General features: G+C 52.3%; 27 protein-coding genes, 1 pseudogene and 1 riboswitch. Of the genes and pseudogenes, 25 read left to right on the forward strand and 3 right to left on the reverse strand.

All coding sequences use genetic code 11. The features are described from left to right. Positions 1 to 338: 338 nt before the first annotated feature. Positions 339 to 1077 (reverse strand): annotated as a pseudogene (locus tag E6C55_RS25260) (IS5 family transposase). Positions 1078 to 1260: 183 nt separating this feature from the next. On the opposite strand from E6C55_RS25260, the gene E6C55_RS25265 reads away from it, so the two are divergent. The 6 genes from E6C55_RS25265 to E6C55_RS25290 all read left to right on the forward strand — a co-directional run bounded on the left by E6C55_RS25265 (position 1261) and on the right by E6C55_RS25290 (position 6691). After that, positions 1261 to 2322: an HNH endonuclease gene (locus tag E6C55_RS25265; protein WP_230986851.1), complete on the forward strand. Its 1062-nt coding sequence runs from the start codon at positions 1261 to 1263 to the stop codon at positions 2320 to 2322. Beyond that, complete coding sequence (locus E6C55_RS25270) at positions 2319 to 2711, forward strand: DUF6884 domain-containing protein (RefSeq protein WP_136372611.1); 393 nt, start codon at positions 2319 to 2321, stop codon at positions 2709 to 2711. The genes E6C55_RS25265 and E6C55_RS25270 overlap by 4 nt, the downstream gene beginning before the upstream one ends. 200 nt (positions 2712 to 2911) lie before the next feature. After that, positions 2912 to 2997: riboswitch (cyclic di-GMP riboswitch) on the forward strand. A 109-nt stretch (positions 2998 to 3106) separates the two neighbouring features. Then, entirely contained in the window at positions 3107 to 3754 is a 648-nt protein-coding gene (locus E6C55_RS25275; protein ID WP_136372612.1) for an HAD-IA family hydrolase, read from the forward strand. 5 nt (positions 3755 to 3759) lie between these two features. After that, positions 3760 to 5133, forward strand: coding sequence for a sensor histidine kinase (locus tag E6C55_RS25280; protein ID WP_136372613.1), 1374 nt, complete (start codon positions 3760 to 3762; stop codon positions 5131 to 5133). Positions 5134 to 5177: 44 nt separating this feature from the next. Continuing rightward, positions 5178 to 5822, forward strand: a complete 645-nt coding sequence (locus tag E6C55_RS25285; protein ID WP_136372614.1) for a response regulator transcription factor — start codon at positions 5178 to 5180, stop codon at positions 5820 to 5822. 236 nt (positions 5823 to 6058) lie between these two features. Next, positions 6059 to 6691 carry a LuxR C-terminal-related transcriptional regulator gene (locus E6C55_RS25290; protein WP_136372615.1) on the forward strand — a complete coding sequence of 211 codons (633 nt, stop codon included), beginning with the start codon at positions 6059 to 6061 and terminating at the stop codon, positions 6689 to 6691. A gap of 58 nt (positions 6692 to 6749) precedes the next feature. On the opposite strand, the gene E6C55_RS25295 is transcribed toward E6C55_RS25290, so the two are convergent. Together E6C55_RS25295 and E6C55_RS25300 are read right to left on the reverse strand one after the other, a co-directional pair. Further along, positions 6750 to 7982: a hypothetical protein gene (locus E6C55_RS25295; protein ID WP_136372616.1), complete on the reverse strand. Its 1233-nt coding sequence runs from the start codon at positions 7980 to 7982 to the stop codon at positions 6750 to 6752. A 102-nt stretch (positions 7983 to 8084) separates the two neighbouring features. Further along, the gene (locus E6C55_RS25300; RefSeq protein WP_168735873.1) at positions 8085 to 8513 is read right to left on the reverse strand and encodes a GNAT family N-acetyltransferase; all 429 of its coding nucleotides are present in this window, start codon (positions 8511 to 8513) and stop codon (positions 8085 to 8087) included. Between the two features lie 466 nt (positions 8514 to 8979). Here E6C55_RS25300 and E6C55_RS25305 point away from each other — a divergent pair, with 466 nt between their 5' ends. The 19 genes from E6C55_RS25305 to E6C55_RS25395 all read left to right on the forward strand — a co-directional run bounded on the left by E6C55_RS25305 (position 8980) and on the right by E6C55_RS25395 (position 24419). Next, positions 8980 to 9438, forward strand: coding sequence for a hypothetical protein (locus E6C55_RS25305; RefSeq protein WP_230986852.1), 459 nt, complete (start codon positions 8980 to 8982; stop codon positions 9436 to 9438). Positions 9439 to 9689: 251 nt separating this feature from the next. Next, on the forward strand, positions 9690 to 11984 hold the full coding sequence (locus E6C55_RS25310; RefSeq protein ID WP_136372618.1) for a type IV secretory system conjugative DNA transfer family protein: 2295 nt from the start codon (positions 9690 to 9692) through the stop codon (positions 11982 to 11984). A gap of 182 nt (positions 11985 to 12166) precedes the next feature. Next, on the forward strand, positions 12167 to 13051 hold the full coding sequence (locus E6C55_RS25315; RefSeq protein WP_136372619.1) for a replication-relaxation family protein: 885 nt from the start codon (positions 12167 to 12169) through the stop codon (positions 13049 to 13051). 6 nt (positions 13052 to 13057) lie between these two features. Further along, positions 13058 to 13876: a conjugal transfer protein gene (locus E6C55_RS25320; protein WP_136372620.1), complete on the forward strand. Its 819-nt coding sequence runs from the start codon at positions 13058 to 13060 to the stop codon at positions 13874 to 13876. Between the two features lie 30 nt (positions 13877 to 13906). Then, on the forward strand, positions 13907 to 14164 hold the full coding sequence (locus E6C55_RS25325) for a hypothetical protein (protein ID WP_136372621.1): 258 nt from the start codon (positions 13907 to 13909) through the stop codon (positions 14162 to 14164). A gap of 6 nt (positions 14165 to 14170) precedes the next feature. After that, entirely contained in the window at positions 14171 to 14872 is a 702-nt protein-coding gene (locus E6C55_RS25330; RefSeq protein WP_136372622.1) for a TcpE family conjugal transfer membrane protein, read from the forward strand. Between the two features lie 90 nt (positions 14873 to 14962). Further along, positions 14963 to 15208, forward strand: coding sequence for a hypothetical protein (locus E6C55_RS25335; RefSeq protein ID WP_136372623.1), 246 nt, complete (start codon positions 14963 to 14965; stop codon positions 15206 to 15208). Positions 15209 to 15229: 21 nt separating this feature from the next. Then, positions 15230 to 17701 carry an ATP-binding protein gene (locus E6C55_RS25340; protein ID WP_136372624.1) on the forward strand — a complete coding sequence of 824 codons (2472 nt, stop codon included), beginning with the start codon at positions 15230 to 15232 and terminating at the stop codon, positions 17699 to 17701. Between the two features lie 33 nt (positions 17702 to 17734). After that, positions 17735 to 19255 carry a hypothetical protein gene (locus E6C55_RS25345; protein WP_230986853.1) on the forward strand — a complete coding sequence of 507 codons (1521 nt, stop codon included), beginning with the start codon at positions 17735 to 17737 and terminating at the stop codon, positions 19253 to 19255. 15 nt (positions 19256 to 19270) lie between these two features. Beyond that, positions 19271 to 19486, forward strand: a complete 216-nt coding sequence (locus E6C55_RS25350) for a hypothetical protein (protein WP_136372626.1) — start codon at positions 19271 to 19273, stop codon at positions 19484 to 19486. Between the two features lie 25 nt (positions 19487 to 19511). Continuing rightward, positions 19512 to 19706, forward strand: a complete 195-nt coding sequence (locus E6C55_RS25355; RefSeq protein ID WP_136372627.1) for a hypothetical protein — start codon at positions 19512 to 19514, stop codon at positions 19704 to 19706. Between the two features lie 17 nt (positions 19707 to 19723). Further along, the gene (locus E6C55_RS25360) at positions 19724 to 19918 is read left to right on the forward strand and encodes a hypothetical protein (RefSeq protein WP_136372628.1); all 195 of its coding nucleotides are present in this window, start codon (positions 19724 to 19726) and stop codon (positions 19916 to 19918) included. Between the two features lie 56 nt (positions 19919 to 19974). Further along, entirely contained in the window at positions 19975 to 21033 is a 1059-nt protein-coding gene (locus tag E6C55_RS25365) for a M23 family metallopeptidase (protein WP_136372629.1), read from the forward strand. Between the two features lie 21 nt (positions 21034 to 21054). Then, positions 21055 to 21843, forward strand: a complete 789-nt coding sequence (locus tag E6C55_RS25370; protein ID WP_136372630.1) for a DNA adenine methylase — start codon at positions 21055 to 21057, stop codon at positions 21841 to 21843. Then, entirely contained in the window at positions 21840 to 22151 is a 312-nt protein-coding gene (locus E6C55_RS25375) for a hypothetical protein (protein ID WP_136372631.1), read from the forward strand. The genes E6C55_RS25370 and E6C55_RS25375 overlap by 4 nt, the downstream gene beginning before the upstream one ends. 30 nt (positions 22152 to 22181) lie before the next feature. Then, entirely contained in the window at positions 22182 to 22373 is a 192-nt protein-coding gene (locus E6C55_RS25380; RefSeq protein WP_136372632.1) for a hypothetical protein, read from the forward strand. A 50-nt stretch (positions 22374 to 22423) separates the two neighbouring features. Then, complete coding sequence (locus E6C55_RS25385) at positions 22424 to 22615, forward strand: DUF5049 domain-containing protein (protein ID WP_136372633.1); 192 nt, start codon at positions 22424 to 22426, stop codon at positions 22613 to 22615. An 18-nt stretch (positions 22616 to 22633) separates the two neighbouring features. Further along, the gene (locus E6C55_RS25390) at positions 22634 to 24172 is read left to right on the forward strand and encodes an AAA family ATPase (protein ID WP_136372634.1); all 1539 of its coding nucleotides are present in this window, start codon (positions 22634 to 22636) and stop codon (positions 24170 to 24172) included. Between the two features lie 16 nt (positions 24173 to 24188). Then, positions 24189 to 24419 carry a hypothetical protein gene (locus E6C55_RS25395; RefSeq protein WP_136372635.1) on the forward strand — a complete coding sequence of 77 codons (231 nt, stop codon included), beginning with the start codon at positions 24189 to 24191 and terminating at the stop codon, positions 24417 to 24419. Positions 24420 to 24439: the final 20 nt, after the last annotated feature.

The following is a 24439-nucleotide window of genomic DNA, read 5'->3' on the forward strand; positions in this document are numbered from 1 at the left end:
ATCTCCCCATTCCACGTTATAATTATAACGTGTAATGGCTAAGATTGGCAAGCCATAAATAGCAAAAAACCGCGATATTACGCGGATTTTGCGAAATCCACGTTATAATATCGCGGGGATTCAGGTTATAAGCGAGTTGTTCAAGGACTTAGGAAAACATCTTGATAGTATAAATAAGTATATCGATGAATTGTATGACTGTGCAGTTCAAGATGAGGCAATTAGAAACTTATTGTTATTACGCAATGTTGAATTTGAAGACGTCCAACCAACCTGACGATTTGATTAAAAAAACTAATCAGATAAGATTATGAATGGCTAGGTCGTGTATTCAAACTTCAGGCCAACCAAATCATAGAAGAGGCCAGCTTTAAAAAAGCAACGAAGGTACGCGCTAATTTGTCGTATCGGGTAGCCAGTCGCCGATTGTGCTTCAGCTTATTGAAGAGGCATTCGACCAGATGCCGTTCTTTAAACAAGAACCAATCAGTCGTTCGTTGAATGGTGCGATGTTTGCGGCTGGGAATGACGGCATTCGCCTGCTGTCGGTGTCATAGCCGTGATCGGCCAGTACGTTTTGACCCTCAAGATCCAGGGTTTGCAGGATCTCATAACCGACCACACAATCGTTGATGTTGCCGGCTGTCACTTCGAATTGAAGTGGATGACCAAGGGCATCCACAACCGCATGAATCTTGGAGGTCAAGCCTCCTCGGGAGCGTCCGATGGCTTGAAATTGCTGCCCCCTTTTGCCCCCGCACCATGCTGGTGAACACGGACGATGGAGGCATCAATCATCGTGCTTTCCGAATCGGGTTCAGCAGCGAGCGTCTCCAACATCCGGTCAAATATCCCGGCCTTCTCCCATCGGCGGAATCGGGTGTAGACGCTGCTCCAAGGGCCATAATAGTCGGGCAAATCTCGCCACGGTGCTCCTGAACGGATCACCCAGAGCATCCCATTGAGCATGTGGCGGTTGTCGATAGCCGGGCGTCCGCCTTGAGGTTTCCGTTCCGGCGGCAAGAGGTCTTTGAGGTTTTCCCATTGATCATCACGAATCTCGTATCGTCTTTTCATATGAAAAGTTTACCAGATTATAGCCCGTTTCGATAGTTTGAATACACGCCCTAGCGGAATGTATAATGTAATTTGAAAGCTGACCATCTAACCGGTTAGCTTTTTTCATTTGTACAGGATTTTGCGACTTTTTGTTGAATAGTTGATTTTGGTGGTATATCGTTTCTGGGAGGGTGATTTTAATTGATACCCAATAATATAAAGCAAGAACACATACTTCAAGCCCTTCAATATATTGATGATAACAGTTATCCTGTTTCTAGAGAATCGACAAAGCATGAATTGGTGTATAACGGTAAACTATACCCACCAAAGGTTGTTGTTTCTTTTGCTAATTTATTCGCAAATGGCAAAGAATTGACCTCTGATATGTTTAGCGGAGGACAACAATCAAATGATTTTTTATCTAATCTTGGATTTGAGATTAGAACAAAAAATCATGAGGGTCACGTCAACACTGAAAGTAATTCCTGGGTTGTCACATCAGCTACTATAGCAATAAAAGAACTTGATAAGTCCTCATTCTTACACAATGGAACAGGCATTCCAAAGGAGATTCGTTTTTATTTTGACATATTGGATATGGTAAAAGGTCAAAAACGACAAATTGTCATTGAATATGAGGGACAACGTTTTTCTGCAGTTCTTGAATTGGATAAACAGCCTTCACCTAGAAGCCGAATGATATGGAAAGCGGATTTTTCAAAAGTTCTCAAAAATAAGTTTCCCGCTTTATATAATACGTTCGCTTATGATGAAGAAAATCTTCCCGATGATTTACCAAAAATACAATTTGTGAAATCACCCGAACATGATAATTATTACAAATTGTCTTTCGTTAGATCAATCAGTATCAATACCATTGAAGATGATATAGAAGCAGATGTACTAGAGAACACTCCATTTGAGGAATTACGACAAGAAGGGGCAGTCAGACATTACTACGGAAAGCGATATGAACGTGACTCGCAAAATCGAAAACTTGCTTTGCAGATTCATGGTTTATCCTGTGTAGTTTGCGGTTTTAATTTTGAAAAGGTTTACGGAAAACGAGGGAAAGATTTTATTGAAGTTCATCATACAAAACCGTTGTTTAGTTTTGAGGGACAAGAGTCCGATATCAATCCTGAAACTGATCTTGTTCCTGTTTGTGCTAATTGCCATAGAATGATACATAGAAGAAAAGATGATGTGTTGAGTATTGAAGAACTGAAAGAAATAGTTACTACGAGGTCAGACGCATGAAGATATACATTACGCATTGTAGCGCACAGAAAAATGATTTAGTTAAAGGTTCAGCAGTACCACCCGATGTATTGTACACTTCTTCGAAGATTCAAGGATTCATAAATAACTGTAAAAAGCTCAATGTTGAATGGGCGATTTTCTCTGATTTGTATGGTGTGATCTTTTCCTATGAACAAATCGAATGGTATGATAAGCATCCTAACAAAGTGACTGAAACTGAATATCAACAATTACTAAGTGAGTTTGATGAAAAGCTAAGGAATTATTCTGAAATTTGGTTTTACCATCACCCCAAATACTTTCATAAAATCTACAAACGAATATTGGACGAAACAACCTTGAAGAACAAGTTACATACCTTCACTCATATTTATGAAATAACTTAATGTATAAAAAATGTCCTAGATTTTTCAACGAAGTTTTCGGTCATCCAGATGCCCTATCTATTAGAGTACTGCAGACGATTTGTCATACGGTCCCCTGTTCGATTATAGTTGAAAGTAATCAGTATGTGGCTGAATAGCGACATCATTTTTATTTTCACAAAGAGTATGGTAAAATAAGCCTAAACATATTTCGAATAAAATAGGAAAAATGGCAAACCTGCTCGAAAGACAGGGACGCAAAGCCACGGGTCTAATGCCGCAAGGCTATGATCGCCGGGTCACCCTTATGTTTGGACAACGAGACACTGCCTCCGGGGTAGTGTCTTTTTGCATTTTCAGAAAATGTGGAGGTGATGATTGGATTTTGATTTTCCTACGGTGAAGGAGTGAAAATAATGTACAAAACGGCTTTGTTCGATTGGGATGGAACCTTGATTGATTCTCGCTCTGCGTTGATCAAACTCTATAATGAAATGGCGGGCAAGAACGGCTATATACAAATTCGCGATGACAAAGTATCAGAATTGAGCCGATTGCCGATCCGCGAGCGGCTTCGGGCGTTGGAAATTCCCTATTATCATCTGCCAAGCCTCATCAGAAAATTGAAACGAGCACAACGTCAACGGGCGGATATCATTGAAATCGTTCCAGGCATATCGGCAGTGTTGAAGGAGCTTAAGGATAGTGGAATCCATCTGCACCTGTTGTCTTCAAATTCACAGACGATAATTGAGCGTATTCTGGTTCAATACAGACTTCCTGCATTTGAAAGCATTTGTGGCGATGTTCCGCTCTTTGGCAAACATCGGGCCATTCGACGGTTTATAAAAGAAAATCGCATGAGTCAAAACGAGATTGTCTATATCGGAGACGAGCGGCGCGACATTGAGGCGTGTAAAAAAATTGGCGTTCCCGTCATCGCCGTAACTTGGGGATACGATGCCACGGCGCTGCTGATTGAAGCCCGACCGAATGCGATCGCCCACGATCCGTCTGAACTTCTCCCCTTGCTCTTGTCATCCAAGTCGCAAACCGGGAGGTAGAATCCATGGTTTTTATCTTTCTGGTTCTCTTGATTACTGCGATTATTCTCTGGCGAGCAAACCGAAAGGATGAAGCGACAAGGTGGGCGGTATTGTTCCTGCTCTGCGGCAGCAGCGGCAGTTTGGGCGTCACGATTGAGCAATCGATCTTCCCGGCTTTGGAGCGCTATCATATCGGTCATGAATGGATAAATGGCATTCTTTTTGACATTCAAGTTTATGCCAGTCTGGTGAATCAACTGCTTTTTCCTTACGCTGTCACGATGTATGCTGTGGTCGAGTCCGAATTGCTGCCACGCCATCTGACACGGCTATTGACTTATGTTTTGCCGGTACCCGCAATCGTCACCTTTTTGGCAACACCGATCGTGGCCGATAAGTATCGAATCAATTACCAAGGCATGCTGATATGGGTAACTCCCTATTTGCTTTCTGCTTGTTTTTTTCTTGTAACAGCCTATCTCAGAGAGGCGAGTCCGTTCAAAAAACAGCATAGGCTGCGGATTGTATGGATGGTTATTCCCACCGTGTTGGGCATATTGAGTCTGAATTACGTTGCCAAGGCGATGGATCTCGGTATACCGCTCTACCGTTATTTGGCGGTTTTTGTCGGATTTTCGTTTGTGGCGTTTCTGGTGTTTGCTTTTTCGGATGAAGCCTTCGGTGTCAAGCTGCGATTGGAGCGACAGCGATGGGATCTGGCGATGCGGCCGATGGTTTCGGGTGCGTCTTTTGTTCATCACGCGATGAAACAAGAGATGGGTAAGATCAAACTTTTGGCCGGGAGAACGCACTCTCTTGCCGATAAGAACAGCAGTCGGGAGATTCAGCGATATGCCGATCTGATACAGCAGGCGGCGAGCCATCTGATCCATATGAGCGGGCGCATGAACAATCAATTACGGGAACTCATGCTTCAGGAAGAGTGGTTTGACCTGAATGATTGGATAAATGACTGTATTAGCTCGAGCCGCCCGATCTTGGAGCAAAAAAGAGTCAGCATTACGCAAAGCCCGATGCTGTCAAATCGTTTGTATGGGGATCGCGAATTGTTGCTGGAGGTGCTGTCGAACCTTTTGGAGAATGCCTTTGAGGCGATGGATGTGGGAGGCAGCATCCGGATTGCTGTCAACCAGCTCAAAAAATGGTTGTTGATTGAAGTGACGGATACGGGCCACGGAATGCCGGAGGAACTTCGCAAGCGGGTGTTCGAGCCGTTTTTCTCAACAAAGCTGGAAAAAGGGAATATGGGGATTGGGCTTACCTTTTGTTACAACGTCATGCAAAAGCATGGCGGCACGATTAGAATGACAAGCAAGTTATCGATCGGGACGACCGTGACATTATATATACCGACCAAACGAGTTCGAACCCATTAAGCTTTTTCCTTTAATCGTGGACTCGACAGGAAGGAGTTGTTGAAATGGATAGATGCATTCGCGTGTTTTTGATCGAAGACGATCCGATATGGCAGGAGGGGATTGTCGGGATGCTGGGAGAGCAACCGGATATGGAGATTTGCGGAATGGCGAGCAACAGGCAGGAGGCTCTGGAGCGCATTAATGCGGCACAACCTGATGTGATTTTGCTTGATGTTATTCTGACTCCGCCTCATTATGATGGATTGGATGTTGCGATCGAATTGCTCGCGATGCGTCCGACCAAGCTGATTATGTTGACCGCCGTCGATGAACCGGAAGTGATCGGCGATGTATTTGCTGCCGGCGTGGTGGACTATGTTGCAAAGTCGTATGCGGAAGATTTGCCGGAAGCGGTCCGAAACGCTTTTGTTCAACGGGCCTCCCTGCATCCGCATGCAATGGAGCAGCTCAGGAAAGAAATGAGCCGCTTGAAACATGTGGAGTGGCAGCAAAAGCTGACGCCCACGGAACAGCAAATGCTCAAATGGTTGGAAGCCGGGTACAGCAGAAGACAGGTCATGAAGCAATTGAATATTTCGCAGAACACGGTTAAAAGTCATATTCGGCATATTGTAAAGAAAATCGGCGGTGCGAACGGAAAAGAGGCTGCGGAAATCGCGCGGCAGAAGCAGAAGTTTCACGGTTAGGAGGTTCAGGTTTCAAGGAGCTGTCCGTCCGGGCAGGGTGAGAAAAAAATCAGCCTCCCCCGAGGACGAGAAGCAGTGGTACAATCGGTACACGAGCCGGAAGATAATGGAAGGAAGAAGGTTGTATAAAGTCCGGTAAGTCATTCGTTTGGCCTATGGGAAAGGAGGAACCAATACATACACGCGCTGATTATTGACAAATTTTGAATCTCATATCCACGCAAGGGAGGCTCGTGATGCACAAAATCAACGTCCTGCTGGTGGAACAAGATTCGGAGTGGAAGCGGCATATCGAAACTCGATTGCAAGCGGAACCCGATCTTTGCGTAATAGGCAGCGTGCATGCCTACTTGGATGCGATTGCGATGGCTCGTATGCTGGACATCGATGTTATTCTCCTTGAAGCAATAGGAGGTGAACAAACGGCATGGACGAACGCCATTTTTGAAATCGCTTCCCTGGGCAAGACGCAAATGATCATGGTGGCTGCCGCAGCGATCGAAGAGTGGATATGCGAAGCGTTCGTTTATGGAGTGAGCAATTATTTGCTCAAGGCGCATACGGAAAGCTTGGTAGAAGCCATCAGAGCCGCTTACGCCCATCAATCAGCCATTCATTATATTGCGGCTGGAGTGGTGCGACAAGAGCTCGCACGATTGAAGCGAAGGGAATGGCAACGACAACTTACAGAAAGTGAGCAAGCTATTTTGCGGCTGATTGACAGCGGACGCACTCATGCGCAGATTATGAACGAATTGAGCATCGCGGAAAGCACGATGAAGACGCATGTCAATCGAATTTTGCGAAAGCTCAAGGTGCCTTCAAGCAAGGAAGCTGCCCGACAGGCCAAAATGAAAGGAATCGTGTAAATATGTCGCGGAATGTCGCAAAGACAAGCTGACAGCGCCTCTAGCGGAGGCGCTGTTTTCACGTTTGCACGGAAAGGACGTATTCATTATCATTTGCGCCACTCATCCGCTGATGCAACTGTACGATATAGGACAAGAATGAAATCGATTTTTCGTTTTCCAGCAAGAATGATTCAATGACCGATTTTATCATTTTCCGTTGCTCTGCCGACAGTTCATCAATGACGAGCATAATTTGAATCCGCGAACGAAACGCCTGGGTCAACTGCTTATCCATGTTTCTGAGCAAGCTGTGCTCTTTCATGGACGGATCAATCTCCTGGAGCCAGCTTGTTATCCGTTGCAGCGCAAACTCATTGCTCTGAATGAAAGCGATCACTTTATCGACCCAAGTCTTGATGGTTTTTTGTCGAATTTCGGTAATTGTCACCACACTGAAGGTGGAGGCGAATCGGATCAGCTGCGGGATCATATGTTCGTTCAGATATTTGAATTTCTGAGTCGAACCGGATTTGGACAAACCAAAGCACTCGTATTCGATCAAATTGATTTGGAGCGGAACGGACTTTTCCTTTGTATAATTGATTAGCAAGGCGTCCGGAATGGTGCGAAAACGTTGCGTTTTTTTGGACCCGGTCGGAGCGGATGTCACGAACATCCGATTTTCCGGAATGAGCAACGAATGCGTCTCGTCAAAAGCTTCAAACAAGCGGTAAAAATGACGGTTAACTAACGGTTCCAGACCTTTCATTGGATCTTTTTCATCTTTAAACTTGACGGTGGAATAGGTGCCGATAATTTGCACCCGGTTATCGGGATCTTCCCCCGGGAGATCGGCTTCGACTACGGATGAATCACTCAGATCCGCGTCGATAGCAAGGTCGGCGACGTCCAAGAGCTGCATCTGCTCCTGTTTATGCTCGGAGAAGCGGGAGTCGAGCAGGTGAACGGCTTCGGGTTCCGTAATCGCTTTGGAGGACTGCACATATTTCAAAACCCAGTGCCTACCGCCGATTTGCTCTAAAAAACGAATATCGAATGGGGCGCAATATTCGACATCGATCAAAGAAAAACATTGCGGATACACGTCACTGTCAGGCCAAGGACGTTCATCGGTCAAAGCATGAAGTTTTCCTCGCGCTCCGCAGACCGGGCGTCCGTCCTGACGAACGGCGATATAGACAAGATCCCCCGGCTGCCCGACTCGCTTGGTAAAGCCGACAAGCTGTTGCTCCAAACATATATTGTAGCTCTCAATTGATTCTCCGCAATGCAAAATGCGAACAGGCATCGACATCCATCCTTTGTATTAAAAAATAGCGATCTCTACGCTGACCTCAATTTCGGATTAGGGATCATTCGAAAACTCCCCGTAATTTACAAGTCAACCCCTTCATAAACGTTTTGACAAAGTCAGGTAGTCTTTTGTCTTGTAGCCGACTTTTTCGTACAGCTTCCTCGCCGGCAGGTTTGCGTTTCCCGTAGTGACCCTCAGACTTTTAACTCCTTCTTCCCGCAGCGCTTGTTCCAGAAAGGAAATGAGTTTCATCGCCAAGCCCTGTCCTCTGGCCTGCTCGATGACAAACAGTTCGGTCAATTCGCCTTGCGGTTCGGTATAACAAATGGAGTGGAGGCATTGTGCGCAAGCGAACCCGGACGGTAAGTCGTTCCAAAATCCCAATGCGACTCGCTCGGTATGCGAAACCGTTAACCGTTCCGCTATCTCTTGCTCCGAAACGCCGGGGCCGTTGAATGCTGTATTGAGGACAGCAAGAGAGGCGGCATCGGCTGGCCCGGCCCATCTGACGTAACAAGCATCCAATTTCTCCTCTCCTCCCCTCGTTTTCCTCTTTGGCCGTTCCCTATCTATTTCGACATGGAAAGTCCCGGTTCCTTGCATTCGACAGAATCCCGAAACTTTGAAGGGTATGAACACCGGAGACGATATAACTTCCTGCATACCCCCGGAGGGTTGACGCCGTTATAGCACCTTTTAGCAAAAAGGCGGACAAAAAGTTCAACGTGTTGCACGGCGGAAGCTCGTCTTACAATAAAGTCAAGCGCGCGCTCATTCATGTTCATGAAGGGAGCAACGACATGCGAGTTGAACGAGAACAACGGACAACTGCACAGGTATTCATCCAAGGGGCTGACAATCACGCTAAGCTTTCCAATAGCCATAGTACCGTCAATACCCGAAAGTACTCATTGGCGTTCTATGCGGATTTGATGCGGCATGATTGGCATGGCCGAGTGGGGCACCGGATTCGTCAACGGGGGTGGGGGCGTTGACTATTCCGTATGGAGATGTCGAACGATGGTTGACGGACTTGCCGGAATGGCGGACACGGTTGGAAACGTTGAAGGTCGAGCTCTCCCATATCCCCGGACTTGCACAGAGGTTCGAACAGGTAGCCATTTACGGCAAAGGGCAAAAAAACGAAGCGATTCTGAATGAAGTCATCCGACGGCTGCAAGCGAAGGAAATCGAGATTCCTTTTTTGCAATTGAAAATCGAAATCCTGCAAAAAGCGATCGGAGTCTTGCCGCCGGAAGAACGACAATTTGTCGAAGACAAGTACGAGCACAAGCTGGCTACGCCGTTTCTTCTGGAACGCTTGGACATGCCGCCGCGTAGCTTTTATCGTTTGCGCCGTCGGGCGCTGGAGCGTGTTTACCGGATGGTGGGCGGCAAAGATTCGGTATTATGGTTGGATGACCGGTTCTTTTCCGGAGATGAACGGTAAGTTGGCATAAAGCAGGCAGTTGTGCGGCAAAAACAGATGCTTTGTCGGACGATGGCTGGCATAATAATGTCAGTAAAAGGGAGACGACAGTGGCACATCTTCCTGTTAATCTGATACTGTCGAAGAAAAAGGGACAGGCCGTCCGAGCATGTGGGACCGTGCCTGTCTCTTTTGGTTCAGGCGACTTGAATCGAACAGTCGGGAGGTGAGCATGCGACGACCCCAACAGGATTAATCGGAGGTGACGCAAGATGCCCGCATCTTGGTTTCCGAACTGGCATGAACCCGGGCGCGGGAAGCATCGCGCAACATTATGGTTTGAAGTGATGCCGGCTCTGGATGCTGCTCCGGTGGATTTGAACGGTGCAGCGCGATTCGCCAAGCATATCAGCGCACTCGGCCATCCCAAGACCAAGCGTCTTCGGTACGGACAGTTATATTTTCGTTTCCTGATCCGGTGTGTTGGACCCGCTGGTCACGTACGAATCTATTTTTCGGTCCCCGACATTCGCTGGATGGGATTTCGCACCGGGTTTCACACGCAGGTGCAAGGCGTTTATTTGTTGCCAGTAAAAGCACCAGTATTCGAAGCGGGATCGCGCAAAAACGTGGTTGTCGCCGAGGGAGTTCCGGCCTACAAAGGCGTTTTGGCGGTAGCGGGCTTCCATCCGGCGGGCAAGGAGCCGCTGAATGAGATGATTGCCACGATGGGAGCGGGCGAACTGCAAGCAGGAGAAGAAGTGTGGCTGGAGCTGGCGTTCGGTCCGGCGGGCAAGCGGCTGCTGCAACGGAAGGTTCGGAAAGCCGAAAACTGGTTGCGTTCTCCGGCCAACGAGCCGCTCTCGCTGCGCAGTATCTGGCGGGAAATGCAGACGAATCAGAAGGACAAACGACGGCCGCGCGATCTGACCGCCCATCAGCAGCAGGTAATGCGCGCCTTGCAAAGCAAGCAGAACGAAGAGGAAATCGGCTTGTGGACGGGGTTTCGTGTGCTGATCCGTTCCTCTTCCTGCAAGGCCAGACTGCACACGATGAACGATATGCTACAGACGATGCGTTCCGGCAACGGCATTGTGCTGCGTCCCGTCTCGGGCAAGCGGGCGACGTTGGGTCCGGGTCAACCCTCTAAAAAACTGCTGTTCACGTCGGAAGAGCTCGGCTACTGGTTGCGGATTCCCGCCTTCGGCGATTCGGTCGCCGCGCATATGACACGTATGCATGCGAAGATCGTGCCTCCTCCGGAGGGATTGAATCACGGCCTATATATCGGCAGAAGCAACGTGCCGGGCAAAGAGCGGGACATTCGCATGCCCTTGAATCAGATGCTCAAGCATGCGTTTCTGGCCGGGACGACCGGTTCGGGCAAAACGTCCACGCTTTTGTCTATCATGACCCGCATGGTGACGGATTTGGAGCAGGCACCGGACAAAGCGCCAGGCTTCACGTTTCTCGACCCGCATGGCGGCGCGATCGAAACGCTGCTCAGCTACGTGCCGAAATCGCTGTACCCGAAGCTGCATATTATCCCGCTCGGGCATACCGATCGGCCGCGCGGCTTCAACCTGTTCCAGGCGGCGCATGCCGACGTCCGGGAAAGCTTGACCGGCGAATTTGTCACCACGCTGCAGCAACTGTTTCCGGGAGCGCGGCCCAGAGCGGAGCATTATTTGCGAAATGCCGTGCTCAGTCTGCTGTCCGTGCCGCCGCAAACCGTGCTCGGCATTGTCGACATCTTCTTCAACGCCGCCTACCGCAAGCGGATTCAGCCGCATCTGGACACGCATTTGCGCCATTTTTGGTCCGACGAATTCGCGGAAATCAAAAATGTCGGGGAGCATCTCGGCCCGATTCTGAACAAGCTTGGCGCTTTGACGACCTATCCCACCTCGCGGCGGATGCTGGGCCAACTGCGGAGCAGCATCGATACGCGGCAGGTGATGGATGAGGGGAGAATCGTGCTGATCGACGGCTCGGGCTGCGTACCGGATTTGCTGAAAATTTTGGCCAGTCTGTTTTTCATTGATTATCATTTTACCTGCCGCAAACGGCCGCAGCATCAGTCGCGGCCGCACTTCGTGTTTGCCGACGAGATCCATTTGTTTGCGACGGATATTTTAACCAAAATATTGGCCGAGGACCGCAAATTCGGTCTGTCGCTGTTTTTGGCGACCCAGTATTTGTCGCAGCTGTCCGACCGCATCCTGGAGGCCATCCTCGGCAATGTCGGTACGCTTATGCTGCTGCAATTGGGCGGGCCGGACGCGGACAAGCTGTCGCGCTGGCTCAAGCCGCAAGTGACAAGCACCGATCTGATGAATTTGGCTGAGCTGCATGCCATCGTTCGCACCAAAGGGCAGGAGGGGAGGCTGGAGCTGTTTACGGTCAAAAACGAAATCGTGCCTACGGAACACACCGAGTGGGTTCGGGAAGCGTGGGCGTTTTCCGATGCCAGAGACGGACGTCCGGCCGAGGACATCGATCGGGAAATCCGGCAAGGCGTCGGTCAGGAGAAACAACCCGGCTCGAGTTTGCCGTTTTTCAGCTGATCGCGCTGCAAGCAAACCGGAGAGCTGTTCCGAGAGCGATTGCTTAGCGCCATTTCGAGAGCGATTCGGAGAGACAGACGAAAGGCGGCCGAGGGCGAAACCGCCGCACAGCGGTGCGGCATTCGCGACTCGGCCTGAGCCAGACTAATCTCATGCACACACGCAAGAAAGGAGGCGAACCTTTGTACTATACGGCCAAAAAAGAATTGCTGACCGTGTTGTACCGATATATCATGCTGACCCCGGAACAGGTGGCGCTGATCCTTCACTACCATATCAAAACGGTTTATGGAGCAGCCAGGCATCTGAAAAGGGAAGGGGACCTGACCAGTCTGCCCCTTCCCTTTCGGAGGGAGCACCATGTCGGCTATGTTCTGACCGCCAAGGGCGCGAAAGCCGCAGCGCGAATCTGCGGGGAGGAGGATCAGTATCGGGTCGGAGAGTGGACGGCCGATCCGGTACAGTTGGAGCATGGATTCGGGATCAATGCCTTTTTTACGGACCTGATCCGTCACAGTCTCGCGCAACCCGGTGAAGGCTTGTCCGAATGGCTCGGCACGCGGGAAGCAACGGATCGCTATGTGCAGGTAAAGCCGTCCGGACGCAAAGCGCGACCGGTCAAGCCGGACGGGTTCGGCAGCTATGTGTTTCCTGGCCGCGGGCGCCTGGTGTTCCATCTGGAATACGATACGGGCACCGAAAACCTGTGGCGGCTCAAGGAGAAGATGGTCCATTACGCCGAACTGCTGCCCCAATTGTGGCCGCAGGTGGAGGCGGTGCATGTGCTGTTTGTCACGAAGGTGTCCAGCCGACCGAAGGCGCTGATCGAAATTTGGGAAGTGTTGTGCCGCGACATGTTCGGCGGCGACCGCCTGCCTTGTGTTTGGACGATCGCGGAGAATGAATGGGAGCGGGCCGGAATGGAGCAAGCGGCTTGGCAGGGGGCCGGTGGCCGAAAGCTGCCGTTACGAGAGTTGCCGCTGTTTGCCCTGCCGTTGTCCTCGCAGGAAGGATTCTTGCTGATAGGCAAGCAGCAGCGGGAGCCTTCGCCGATGAAGGGGCGGTGAAGCGGAATGCGCGTGTTGTCCAAAATCCTGTTATGGGGGCTGCTGCTGCTGTCCAGCTTGGGCGCGGTTGCCACGCTCCGGCAATCCGAACCGGATATGCCTTCAAAAAACCTGCTGGAGCAAATCGCCGAGCAACAAATGGCAACGGAGACAGCCTTGTATTTTGTCCGCGAATGGATGGATTGGCAAGGAGACGAGTTGCCTGAAGCGCGAATGGCCCGACTGAGGCCGTATGTGACCCCGGAGGCGTTGGCCCGCATTGCCGCCTTGCAAAATGAGCTGAAAACAATGCGGCAGAAAGTCATGGCTTCGGAGTTCATGTCGCTTAGCCCTGGCGGGGCGTCTCAATATACCGTTCGTATTCGGGCGATTGTGTTGAATCCGGAGCGTGTCCAATGGGAAGCCGATGTGCCGGTATGGGTGCAAATGAAGAAAGGGGCGGTCGTTACCGGCCTGCCGTTGCTGCGACCCGTGCCGGAGACGTCGACTGTGCCGGTTTCTGCCACCGGCGAAGCGGCTGTTTCTGCCGATCATCGGCAACGCATGCAGCCTGCAATTGAAAGCTTTTTGAAAGCCATGTGTGAGGGCACGGATGAGAAAAGCCTGGCCAATTATGTGACGGCCGAAGCCGAGATCACGCCGCTGGCGGGACGCCTGCGATTGGTGACGTTGGACAAGCTCGAAGCGGTCGGTCAAGGGCCGTATATGGTTACGGCGACCTTTACGGCGGAAGAGGCGGCGACCGGTTATCGATTTGCTCAAGCCTGGAAGCTGCTCGTAACCGAAGAAAACGGCAAATTTTTTATCAGCCAATTGTCGGCCTGATCGTGAGGTTGTAACGGGGGAGGGGAAGCCATGGATGGGGATTTCGTTAATACCGGGCTATTGGTGCTAAAACGATTATTGCAGGCCATTTTTCTGACGATTGCGATTTATCGGGGCGTGAAAATGTACGCCAACGGCGAGACGAACCGCCTCTGGTCGCATATCATGCTTTCGGTCGTACTCGGCATTTTTGTATTCGCGCCCGGCATCGCCAAATACTTGGCGTTGTATGTGCTCAAAACGCTGGGCATCTCCGTGGACGGGCTGACCGACACGGTCGGGGGCTAAAGAGGCATGGATGAAGCGGAGAAGGTGGAATCATACCGCGCGTTATATCGGGTGAGACCGCTTATTTATCATATCGGGGATATCCGGCTTTGGATGCCGATCCGTCAGGACGCGGTGGTGCTGTGGCTGGTCTATATCGTCGTTTTTTTCGTGTTTTGTTACGTCTTTCCTGTCCTGGCTTGGGTGCTGCCGTTCGACAGAGTAATCACCATGATCGCGGGTCCCATTGCCGCTGCGTATTACACGGTCAAGCTGGATCCGGCGGGGAAAACGGTGCCGCGCTATTTGCAGGACGTTCTGCAGTTTATCGTCCGGCCCAAGTGGATCGTGCGCTGGCAGCGGATTCGTCAGCCCCGCGGCCGCAGCGCTATTTGTTTTGCGGGCTATTGTCGTCCGTACGAACGGATCGCCCTGAAAGACGGAGAAGAAGAATGGCGCGGCGGCAAGCGGGAGATAAGCGGGACGGTCCAGCGCCTGACAAGCCTTCAGTTGCCGCGGCATCTGCGTTTTTTTTGGCAGGGTCGAACGGGGCGATTAACGCTTACGCCACTGAAGCGGGCAGCGCGAAAAACGCTCCAACCGCCAATGCTTCTGGAAGGCCGATCGCGCCGAACGTTGCTCGGTGCGATCACGGAGCCGGTTCGAATCGAGCGGGAACAAAGAGAAAATACGCAGGAGATATGGAAGGTTAGCAAGCAAGAGGGATGAAGTCGGGAGAAAGCCGGGGATTTCGCATTCATTGCGGCCGAGATTGCCCGGATCGAATCCCAACGGCCAAAGGGAACGAGGTGAAACGGCTTGGGACATTGGCGGCACCAAGTATCGATTGGCATCGACGATCTGCTTGAAGATTCACGGACAACCGTAAACGAAAAGGGCCGAATTCTTGCCGAGCGGCTGAACCGCGAAGCATGCTTTCGGTCCTTTATGCATGTGGATCGATTTCGGAGCGCGCAGGATGCTGAGGAGTTGGATGAAGTTCTGGAGCAGATGTACGACTATGCGGATCGGCAGCGCATCTGGATTCGAAAAAATGCCTCATAGGCTCAAAGGAGGTGGGGCCGCTTGCAATTGCCGGTGCTGTACTGGGAGCAAAATATGCTGTTCGACGCGCTGCTCAAACCGTGGGCGGTGTACCGCATTCCGCTCAAACCGTACGCCTATCAATCATCCGAGAAAAAACGCGGCACCGTGAGCCACATGCAGCAATTCCTGCACAGCTTTCATGGCAGCGGTCAACTCCTTTCCGTCACCCGGATGATGGATGCCGCACTTTGGCAACGGAGGCGGACGGGCACGGGCAAGGAGCACGATCGATACGTGCAGGCAGTCATGCAGCGGTTTGCCGAGCGGCGTCCGTGGCAGCGGTCGCTCTACTTGATCGTCCAGCTATCCGCCGTTCAGAGGCAACTGCCGGAGGTCGATCTGTCGGGTCTGCGCAAAACGGCCGAAACGTTGAAGGCGCTGGCCGGAGCGCTGGGCCGAAGCGTGACGGAGCAATTTTGGTACCGGCAACGCGGGGAGTTGGAGATGGAACGGCTGCGGATGGCGCAAACGGCGGAAAGCCTGCAGTTTAACCAAGTCTATTCCCATCTGAACGGCGAACGGTGCGGTCCGCAAGACATCGAATGGTTGCTGAGACGCGGGTTTTTCCGGGGACTGTCCCAGGAGCCGGTTTTGCTGCTGACGCCGGAAACGATGCGGGAGGTACGGATACGGGGCGAGAAGGTGCTGTTGCGCCCGAAAAAATCGCTGCCGTTGCTGCTGGCCTCTGATCTGGTCGGTGAAGAGAAAATGAAGACGCTCGTCGTTCACCACGACGATTTGGATGAGGGGATTCGCAGTTATCAATCGTTCTTTTCTGTGGTGGACGTGCCCGAGGAGATCGACGTCATCGGCGACGAATGGTTGTATGCGCTGGAGGACTTGCCGTTCCCGGCCGAGGTCAGCTTGCATTTTCAGGTGCAGACGCCTCATGAAGCGGCGGGCGGACTGCAGCGCAACCGCAAGGTGCTGAAGGACCAGCGGCGGGAATATGACGAGGCGTCCGAAGAAACGCCAATTACGCTGGAATGGGCCGGAACACGGGGACGTGTGCTGGAAAACAAGCTGCAGAAGGGCATGCCGCTCGTATGGTCGTCGACTTGGCTAAATGTCGCTGCTGCAAGCAGAACAGAGTTGGAAGAACGCGCGGCGCAGCTTTTGCAGCTGTATGCCACGAAGCAAATCCGCATCGTCCGCTCGCCCGGCGATCAAACCAAAGCGTTTCAGCTCTTCCTGCCGGGTTCGGCGATGGATAAGCAAAACCAGATTCCGATGGACCCGAAGTTTCTGGCGGCGGGCATGCTGCACGGATCGCGGGAAATCGGCGATCCGGATGGCGATTATATCGGACGGACGCTGCATCGGATTCCTGTATTGCTCGATCTGAAGCGGCCGATGTCCAAAGAGTTGAATCGTTCCGGCGCGATCGTCATTGTCGGTACGCTCGGTTCGGGGAAATCGGTGCTGAAGAAGACGTTGTTTTATCATGCATACAATCAAGGCGGTATCGTGTTCAGTATCGATCCGAAAAACGAGGACGCGTGTTTCGCCTTAATCCCGGAAGTGCGGGAGAACATGCTGCGGCTGGATTTTGCTGCCGAGTCGAAAACGCAATTCAATCCGTTTCGGATGTCCTCCAGCGGAGAACGGGCGCACGGCATTGTATTGGATTTTCTCAGTCTGTTGCTGGAAGGGACACGCAACGACGAGCGAGCGGACGCGATCATGGAAGCGGTCGAGCGTACCTTCGAGCAACCCCGGCGGGATCTTTATGTGTTTATGCAGGAGTTGGAGAGCATCGCCCGCGACTCGCCGATGGAAGCCATTCGGGTGGAAGCGGGACGCTGTGTCAACCGGCTCCTTTCCTATTCCCGCAGTCCTTTCGGCAAGTTTATTTTTGCCCGGGACGGCGAGGAGAACGCAAACCTGAGCGGCGCTCGCTTTATCGTCATCACGTTGGCCGGGCTGCCGTTGCCTCAAAAACGGGGGGAGCGTGTGCAGCAGGCGTTGACGCCGAACGAGCGTTTCGGACTTGGCATCATGTATCTTGTGGCGGCATTGGGACGGGAATACATGTTTCATAGCCCTACCGATTTGCTCAAGCTATTCGGAATCGACGAATCGTGGATGCTGCGTGCCTTTCCGGAAGGGGCATTGCTGATCGATGAAATCATTCGCATGGGCCGATCGTTTCAGGTGGTGCCGCTGTTGGCGACACAAAATCCGGGCGACGTGGCCGACGAGGAGACGAGAAACAATCTCGGCTCCATTTTTTGTTTTCGGACGGAAGACCCCAGGGCCATTGCGGACAATTTGACCCTGCTCGGCTTGGATACGGACGACGAAGATATGATTCAAGCGTTCCGGGAGCTTAAAGCCGGGGACTGCTATATGAAAGACATCACCGGCCGGATCGGTCGGGTGCATATCGAGCCGACACCGGACGATTTGCTGACGATCTTCAATACGACGCCGCAAACCATTGCAAATTGAGGGAGGGGGAGAATGCGAAATAGCATCCGAATATTGTTCGGCATCATAGGATTGCTGTTAGTATTGAGTCTCATTTTTGCGTCTCCGGCTGCTTGGGCTGCTGAAGCTCCCCAAGATATGCTGGATCAAATGCTGCCGGGCGAATCCGAAATGGGCATCGAACCGGGCGATCGAACGCTGGATTATCGCCAGTATGCGACGGACAACTATGCATGGGATATCGGATACGACTTGGTGGAGTGGAGCGGTTGGAAGCCCAAGCTGAACAACCCGTTTCCGTTGCTGCTCAACTGGGTGGCGAATATTCTGTTCATGCTGAGTGCCTTCATTGTCCGGCTGTGCATCTTTTTGATGCAGCTCGGGTTTCATACCGATTTAGTGAACACGCAGCTGTCGCTCATTTTGCCAATTATGGACGGACTGCGAATGAGCCTCTTCAGCAAGTTTCTGCCGTGGGCGCTGGTTATTTTGGCGGCATGGATGGTAAAAGTCGGGTATTGGAACAACCAAACGACGCGGCTGATGTCCGGCGTCATCGGTTCGCTGCTCGTATTGGCCGGAAGTTACTGGTTTTATACGCATTCGGGGGCCAGCATCCGGGCCGTTTCGCAAACGATGGACAAGCTGACGCAAATTACGATGGGTTCGCTGGCTGCGCCCTATCAGCGGGTGACCGGCGATTCGCTCGGAGGAGGCTTGACGGATGCGGCCGATCAGCAATTGCTGGCGACAAGCAACCGACTGTGGAAGCTGTTTGTCGACCGGCCATGGACGATCGGCGAATTCAACCGGCAGGACGCCGGGACGGTACGCATGACGGAGGAGGAAGTGGAGGCGATCCGGGACAGGGCAGAGGAAGAGGACCTTACGCTTGATGTTCAGGTCGGAGACGCTTGGTCGGATTGGATCCGTCGTTTTGCGCCGGGGTGGACCGGCCGGGATCTATTACGCAAGGTGCTTGGTGACGCCAAGATCGACCATGGCGATCATGCCGATCTGGTCGCCCTGTTTGGCGGCGGATCGGCAGGCATTCGTTGTCTGGTTGCCGTTCTGTCGCTGATCGCCACCTTGACCTTGCTGCTGTTTGTCGGATCCATTGCGTTCATCCTGATTCTGGCACAGGAGATGGCGCTCGCGATTCTGATTCTTGCGCCGATCGTGCTGCTGCTCGGATTGTATCCCGAGCGCGGCTTCGTGTTTGTCCGCCGCTGGATCGGCTGGCTGATCGGAACGCTCGGGACGAAGGTGATCTATGGATTTTATATGGGCTTTACGCTGCTTGTCGCTGACGTTGTGGCGCGCGGCTCCGGCATCCTGATGCTTCAGCAAATCTTTGTAGCGCTGCTGTTTGTCTGCGCTTTTTTGTTCCGCAAAAAAATCCTGAAGCAAGTGCTGGGCATCTTCCAGGCACCGACGCCGCATGAAATGTACGATACGTCGAAACGGGAGATTACGTACCACGTCAATGAAGCGAAGCAATCCTGGAAGGATACGAAGGAACGGGCTCAGAAAGCGAAGGCAACTGCCAAAAAGGTAATCAACAAACTGAAATGACGGGAGGAGAGCGCCATGGAACGATTGGTGGAATGGTTGAAGCGGGAGATGAAGCTGGATGCCGTTGCGTATCGGGAAAAGCATTCGCATGGTCATCTATTGAAGGGGAACGTCCAGGGAAAGGAACTGGATTTGCTCGTGGTCTCCTCGGGCCATTTGTGGGTCAAGCCGCCGACCGCCCGGTCCTGGAGTACGACGGGAATTTACGTGCCGGATCGGATTCTGTTTTAATATTGCTCGAAGGGAGGCTGTCGGAATGGGAGAGCCGGAGTTGGTTGCAGACTTTGATCCCGTAAAAATGGAACGGTTGATAAAGCGGGATGCGCTGCTCCAATTTGTTGTCAACGACTTGGTCCATAAAGGACATTCGCGGAAAAAAGCGTTGGAAGTTACGTTTAACGGATATGTGCTGGATGATTCAGTGATGATTCGCGAGTACAACAAAGAATGAGTTGGAGCTGATGGTGCATGGATGAACGGAATCAGGAGATCGTGTTCGATTCGCAAAAAATGGAGCGCTTGATGAAGCGGGAGGCGGTGCTCCAAACCGTCTTTAATGGTTTGATAAAAGCCGGGTATACAAGGGAAATAGCATTGAACCATACGTTTATATGGAGCGTGCGGAGTGATCCGGATATGATTCGCAAGTACAAAAACGAATGATGGAGGGGCACCATGAATGGGCTTGATCGGGATACGCCGGTATTAGGAAGTGTGCAATGGACATTAGTGGTCTGGTGAAAAGGCGGGTGTTTTGGTGGGTCGTCGGCAGCTTGGGTGCAACCGGCATCGGCATTGCCATTTTAGTGATGGTGCTGATATTCGCTCTGCTCGGGGCATTGGTCAGCGCTTCAGACACCTCGCAACTGGAGGGAGTCGAAGTGCCGAACAATGCCTCTTTTGATATCCCCATGCTGTTATTGCCGATTTATATACAAGCGGAAAACGGGCAAGCATCCTGGGCGCGGCTGGCGGCGATGCATCGGGTGACGACAAATTTCGGCGCGGAGAAGGCCAAGCGCATCGATACGATCGGTTCGCTGGGTTTCCCGCGTTCGCTTTGGGAGACGTATCGGCAGGATGGGGACGAGGACGGGGAAATCGATCCGGATAATCCGTACGATGCTATTTTTTCGTTGGCCAACTATTTGCGCGCCTCGGCCGAGGATGAAGAATCCGCGCTGAACGGCTGGTTTTTGAATGCGGAGCAGGTGGCGATGGTACACCGCAAGGAAGCCGAATATGCTGCAGTGCTGCCGATTCCGGGGAAATGGCTGTGGCCGCTTTTGGGTTATACCGCAATTTCCAGTCCGTACGGTTACCGCGTCGACCCGGTTACGGGAGCGCCAAGCGAATTCCACGCCGGTATCGATATCCCCGCGCCGCGCGGCACGCCGGTAATGGCGACGCAAAACGGCACGGTCGTGCAGGTCGTTCGCAGCAGCACCGGCTACGGCAATCACATCCTGCTGCAACATGCGAACGATTTTATCAGCCTGTATGGACATCTCGCGGATATCGCGGTGCGACAAGGGCAGCAGGTGCATCAGGGTGAAATGATCGGCTGGGTTGGCAGTACGGGTAAATCAACCGGCCCGCATCTGCACTTTGAAATGCGGGTTCACGGACAAACGGTTGACCCGCTGACGCTGGTTTTTCCGCCGAACGAACCGCCTGTGAGTTCGTCTGCAATCGAAACAGCGTTTGTTTCAAGCATGGGAAACCGGAAAGTGGGCTGGACGCTGGCAGGAGCTTCCGGCTCTTTTTATATGGAATGAAATCGGAGGGAGTGCGAAGCCATGCTGAAAAGTCCGATTCGTTGGCAAGGCGGCAAGTATCGGCTGCGTGAGGAAATCATCCGCCGCTTTCCGCCGCATGTTGTCTATGCCGAGGTATTCGGCGGAGGTGGCTGGGTGCTGTTCGGAAAGGAACGCTCCAAGGTCGAGGTCTATTCGGACATTAACGCCGAATTGGTCAATTTCTTCCGGGTCATTCAAGAGGACTGGGAAGCGCTGGCCAAGCGCTTCGAATGGGCGCTATATGCGCGGGACGAGTTTGAGCGGATCATGAAGCGTCGGGACCAAGAGCGGGATCCGATCACCCGTGCCTACGATTTTTATTACCGTGTCTATTCCCATTTTGGCGGCAAATACAATGACGCCGACGATTGGGGTTACACGCGCAGCAAACCGGCGTTCGACATGAGCAAGGTCAAAGACAAGTTCAAGCTGGCGCACGAGCGTTTGATCGGGGTGTATATTGAAAATCGGAGCTTTGAAGAGGTGCTCGCGCGGTACGATTCGCCGGACACCTTTTTTTATTGCGATCCGCCGTACTGGGGATTGTCCGGCTATCTGTACAAATTCGACGAAGCGCAGCACCGGAAGCTGCGGGAGATGCTGGGGAATCTTCGCGGCAAATTTTTGCTCAGCATCAATGATCACCCGGAGGTGCGCGAGTGGTATGCGCCCTTCACGATTGAGACGGTGGAAACGCACTACTCGATCGCCAAGCAGCGGGAAGGACGGAAAGCCGTCTGTGAACTGCTCATCTCGAACTACCGGTCGAATGGAGGGGAAGAGCCATGATGAGGATGGCTGTACATGTGTATCGCAGGTACCGAAAGCATCCTTTTTTTCTGCAGCATGAACGATCGACTCATCTGCCGCATGAGACCTATGCTTCCGTTGCTGTTTTCAAAGTGACAGAGCGTCAATTGCAGCAAATCGTATCGCTGGAGTCGGATGAACGGATTCGTCAGCATAGCCGTGAACCTGTGTTGATTTTTACCAACGGCCGCCGGGTGCATGCCATTTCCCCGGAGGGGTACGACTATGCCCGCTACGCTTGTGTCATTGACCGGGATAGCGCGGAAAATATCCTTCGGAGCGTCTGATTAGGATTCAAATCGGGAGGGAGGGCGGGTATGAAGCAGGTCCGAATTGAACCGAAAGGCAGCGTGTATTCCGTTCAGTTTGTGGAGAACGGCAGAGCGCAGGAAATGGATGTTCGGCAGACGTATGCGGATGCGGAGGATTTCGCGTTTTATTTGGCAGGCCAACTGCAACTGGACGTATTCTATCTGGGAAAGAAAGTGGATCGACATTCGAAGCGGTGAGGAACAAACGAAATTTGACGCAAATGAATTCAGAAAGGCGGTAGAGTGCGATGAAAGTGCCCAAAAGGGTTTATGAAGGTTTGGAAGCCGTTCGAAGCTCCGGCCGAACCAATATGCTGATTGTCAGCGATGTTCTCCGTTGTGCCCGCTCGATGGGTTATCCCGAAACGGCGCAGTGGATCGAAGACAACCGCAACCCGTATTGGGAAGGCATTTTTCAAGGATTTTCCCCTTCGGATTAATCAAAGGAGGCGAGCCCTTTGTTGATTGCCTTGTTTCGCCCCCACCAGCGGGAACGCAAAGCCTGGATTGCCCGTTTGCGGGAATCGGGATACACGGTTCAAATCGTCCACGATCCCGAGCGAATTGCGCAGGGAACCGCGATTATTGTCATTGATCGGTCCGTGGGCAGGTGGAAGGATTTTGTTCGCATGGTGGACAGTCTGGAAATCCCCATCGTGCTTCTCGCCGATAACGAGCAGGACCTGCCGGAAGATTGGAAGTTATTGCATGTCGCCGGGATTATCCGATCCGACACTTCAACGGACCAGCTATTCGAACGTATTTTAGCCAACCAAACGAATACCCAAAATCAGGGGGAAAAGGCCCCGGCTTTTCCTTATGATGAAACGTCATTGGTTCTGCCGGAACGAAAAAGCAATTCGGATGAAGCCCATCCCATAACGTCGGAAAGTCGGACATCCCTGCGCAAAGCGTTGTCGCAGCACGCCGGAGACAAGACGCTTTCACAGCGGCAAGCAACGCGGGAGCTTGACGCTGATCCGTCTGCGCAGGACTCCGAAAGGCTCATTACCCCGGGGCCGTTGCCTGATTCCGAACCGGTTTCGGTTCAGGGAAATGGGGATGACTCCGAGGCTATGGCGAAAAAAGCTTGGGCTGACCGGGACGAAAAACAGCAAGCCGAGCCTGAAGTCATGGTGCTCGTTCAGGCCAGCAATTCGACCCATAATCCGCTCGTTCGGGATGAAACGATCGGACCGCATCCGCCAGTCGTCGCTTCCCGGCCCAGCGCGAACATGCCTGCTGTCGCCGCTGTTTATGCAGCCAAGGGCGGTGTCGGGAAAACGACGTTTTTGTTGCATATGGCCGCGCGGCTGGCGAAGGAAGGACAACGTGTTTGCGTCGTGGACATGGATCTGCTGTTTGGCACAGTTGCTGCCATGTTGAATATGAAGCCGCCTAAAACCATCGTCGATCTGTTGCAACGGATTGAAGATCCGAAAGCAAGCCGGGCGTGTCTATTGCCGACAGAGCCGGGCTTTTTGGTTGTCGCCGCGCCCCTGCAGCCGGGTCGTTTTCGGTTGGAGCCTGCGCAGCTTCTAACTCTCCTTGGCTTCTTGAAAGAGGAGACGGATCTGGTGCTGATCGATCTGCCGGCGGCTTTTGACAGCCTGACTCGACAGGTGTTGCAGGCAAGCGATCAATTATTTCTGATGACGACGGACGAGCCGGCAAGTCTGCTTAACCTGGAGCGCGTAGGGCCGCTGCTGGCCGGTCTGCGTCCGTCTCCGGAGAGTTGGCTCGTATGGAATCGGCTCACGGCCCCGGCTCCTCATGTCTTATGGAAAGAACGACTCCCGTGGCCGACCGCGTTGGAGTTGCCGGAGGATGCAACCGTGACCAGCGCTGTTCGCCGTGGAGAGTGGATTCCCGTTTCGCCGACGAGTCCGTACCGGCTGCAGATGGGCAGGTTGGTCGATCCGTGGTTGGGAAAGGAGCCGGATCCGTCTGCAGGCTCCGGGAAAAATCGGCTATTGAAGCGGTGGCTATTCAAATAAGAGGAGCGTGATGAGGATGAGAGTGGAGGAATCCGACGTGGTCTATCCCACGAACGGCCGTGGCGGGCTATATATCCTGATTGAAGGGACCGTTCAGGAGGTTTACAAGGGCGCATCCGATCGGTTCGCCATAGATACGGCCAATCGCAGGGGATGGAACGGGAAAGGCGAGGCCACGGTGGGAATCCCGACCCGACAAGGGATCGATCTGTATACCCGCGCCTATTGGTTTCATGAAAAACTGTAGCAAAGAAGGGGGGAAACGCC

Source organism: Cohnella fermenti, assembly GCF_004801405.1.
In the GTDB taxonomy this organism is placed as follows: domain Bacteria; phylum Bacillota; class Bacilli; order Paenibacillales; family Paenibacillaceae; genus Cohnella; species Cohnella fermenti.

What these genes read in the sequence shown, in the direction of transcription:
- E6C55_RS25310 (WP_136372618.1), top strand. Translation starts at nt 9,690, where the DNA reads ATGCCCGCATCTTGGTTTCCGAACTGGCATGAACCCGGGCGCGGGAAG.
- E6C55_RS25285 (WP_136372614.1), top strand. Translation starts at nt 5,178, where the DNA reads ATGGATAGATGCATTCGCGTGTTTTTGATCGAAGACGATCCGATATGG.
- E6C55_RS25380 (WP_136372632.1), top strand. Translation starts at nt 22,182, where the DNA reads ATGAAGCAGGTCCGAATTGAACCGAAAGGCAGCGTGTATTCCGTTCAG.
- E6C55_RS25330 (WP_136372622.1), top strand. Translation starts at nt 14,171, where the DNA reads ATGGATGAAGCGGAGAAGGTGGAATCATACCGCGCGTTATATCGGGTG.
- E6C55_RS25385 (WP_136372633.1), top strand. Translation starts at nt 22,424, where the DNA reads ATGAAAGTGCCCAAAAGGGTTTATGAAGGTTTGGAAGCCGTTCGAAGC.
- E6C55_RS25360 (WP_136372628.1), top strand. Translation starts at nt 19,724, where the DNA reads ATGGATGAACGGAATCAGGAGATCGTGTTCGATTCGCAAAAAATGGAG.
- E6C55_RS25395 (WP_136372635.1), top strand. Translation starts at nt 24,189, where the DNA reads ATGAGAGTGGAGGAATCCGACGTGGTCTATCCCACGAACGGCCGTGGC.
- E6C55_RS25320 (WP_136372620.1), top strand. Translation starts at nt 13,058, where the DNA reads ATGCGCGTGTTGTCCAAAATCCTGTTATGGGGGCTGCTGCTGCTGTCC.
- E6C55_RS25365 (WP_136372629.1), top strand. Translation starts at nt 19,975, where the DNA reads ATGGACATTAGTGGTCTGGTGAAAAGGCGGGTGTTTTGGTGGGTCGTC.
- E6C55_RS25355 (WP_136372627.1), top strand. Translation starts at nt 19,512, where the DNA reads ATGGGAGAGCCGGAGTTGGTTGCAGACTTTGATCCCGTAAAAATGGAA.
- E6C55_RS25280 (WP_136372613.1), top strand. Translation starts at nt 3,760, where the DNA reads ATGGTTTTTATCTTTCTGGTTCTCTTGATTACTGCGATTATTCTCTGG.
- E6C55_RS25370 (WP_136372630.1), top strand. Translation starts at nt 21,055, where the DNA reads ATGCTGAAAAGTCCGATTCGTTGGCAAGGCGGCAAGTATCGGCTGCGT.
- E6C55_RS25290 (WP_136372615.1), top strand. Translation starts at nt 6,059, where the DNA reads ATGCACAAAATCAACGTCCTGCTGGTGGAACAAGATTCGGAGTGGAAG.
- E6C55_RS25270 (WP_136372611.1), top strand. Translation starts at nt 2,319, where the DNA reads ATGAAGATATACATTACGCATTGTAGCGCACAGAAAAATGATTTAGTT.
- E6C55_RS25375 (WP_136372631.1), top strand. Translation starts at nt 21,840, where the DNA reads ATGATGAGGATGGCTGTACATGTGTATCGCAGGTACCGAAAGCATCCT.
- E6C55_RS25295 (WP_136372616.1), bottom strand. Translation starts at nt 7,982, where the DNA reads ATGCCTGTTCGCATTTTGCATTGCGGAGAATCAATTGAGAGCTACAAT.
- E6C55_RS25275 (WP_136372612.1), top strand. Translation starts at nt 3,107, where the DNA reads ATGTACAAAACGGCTTTGTTCGATTGGGATGGAACCTTGATTGATTCT.
- E6C55_RS25325 (WP_136372621.1), top strand. Translation starts at nt 13,907, where the DNA reads ATGGATGGGGATTTCGTTAATACCGGGCTATTGGTGCTAAAACGATTA.
- E6C55_RS25350 (WP_136372626.1), top strand. Translation starts at nt 19,271, where the DNA reads ATGGAACGATTGGTGGAATGGTTGAAGCGGGAGATGAAGCTGGATGCC.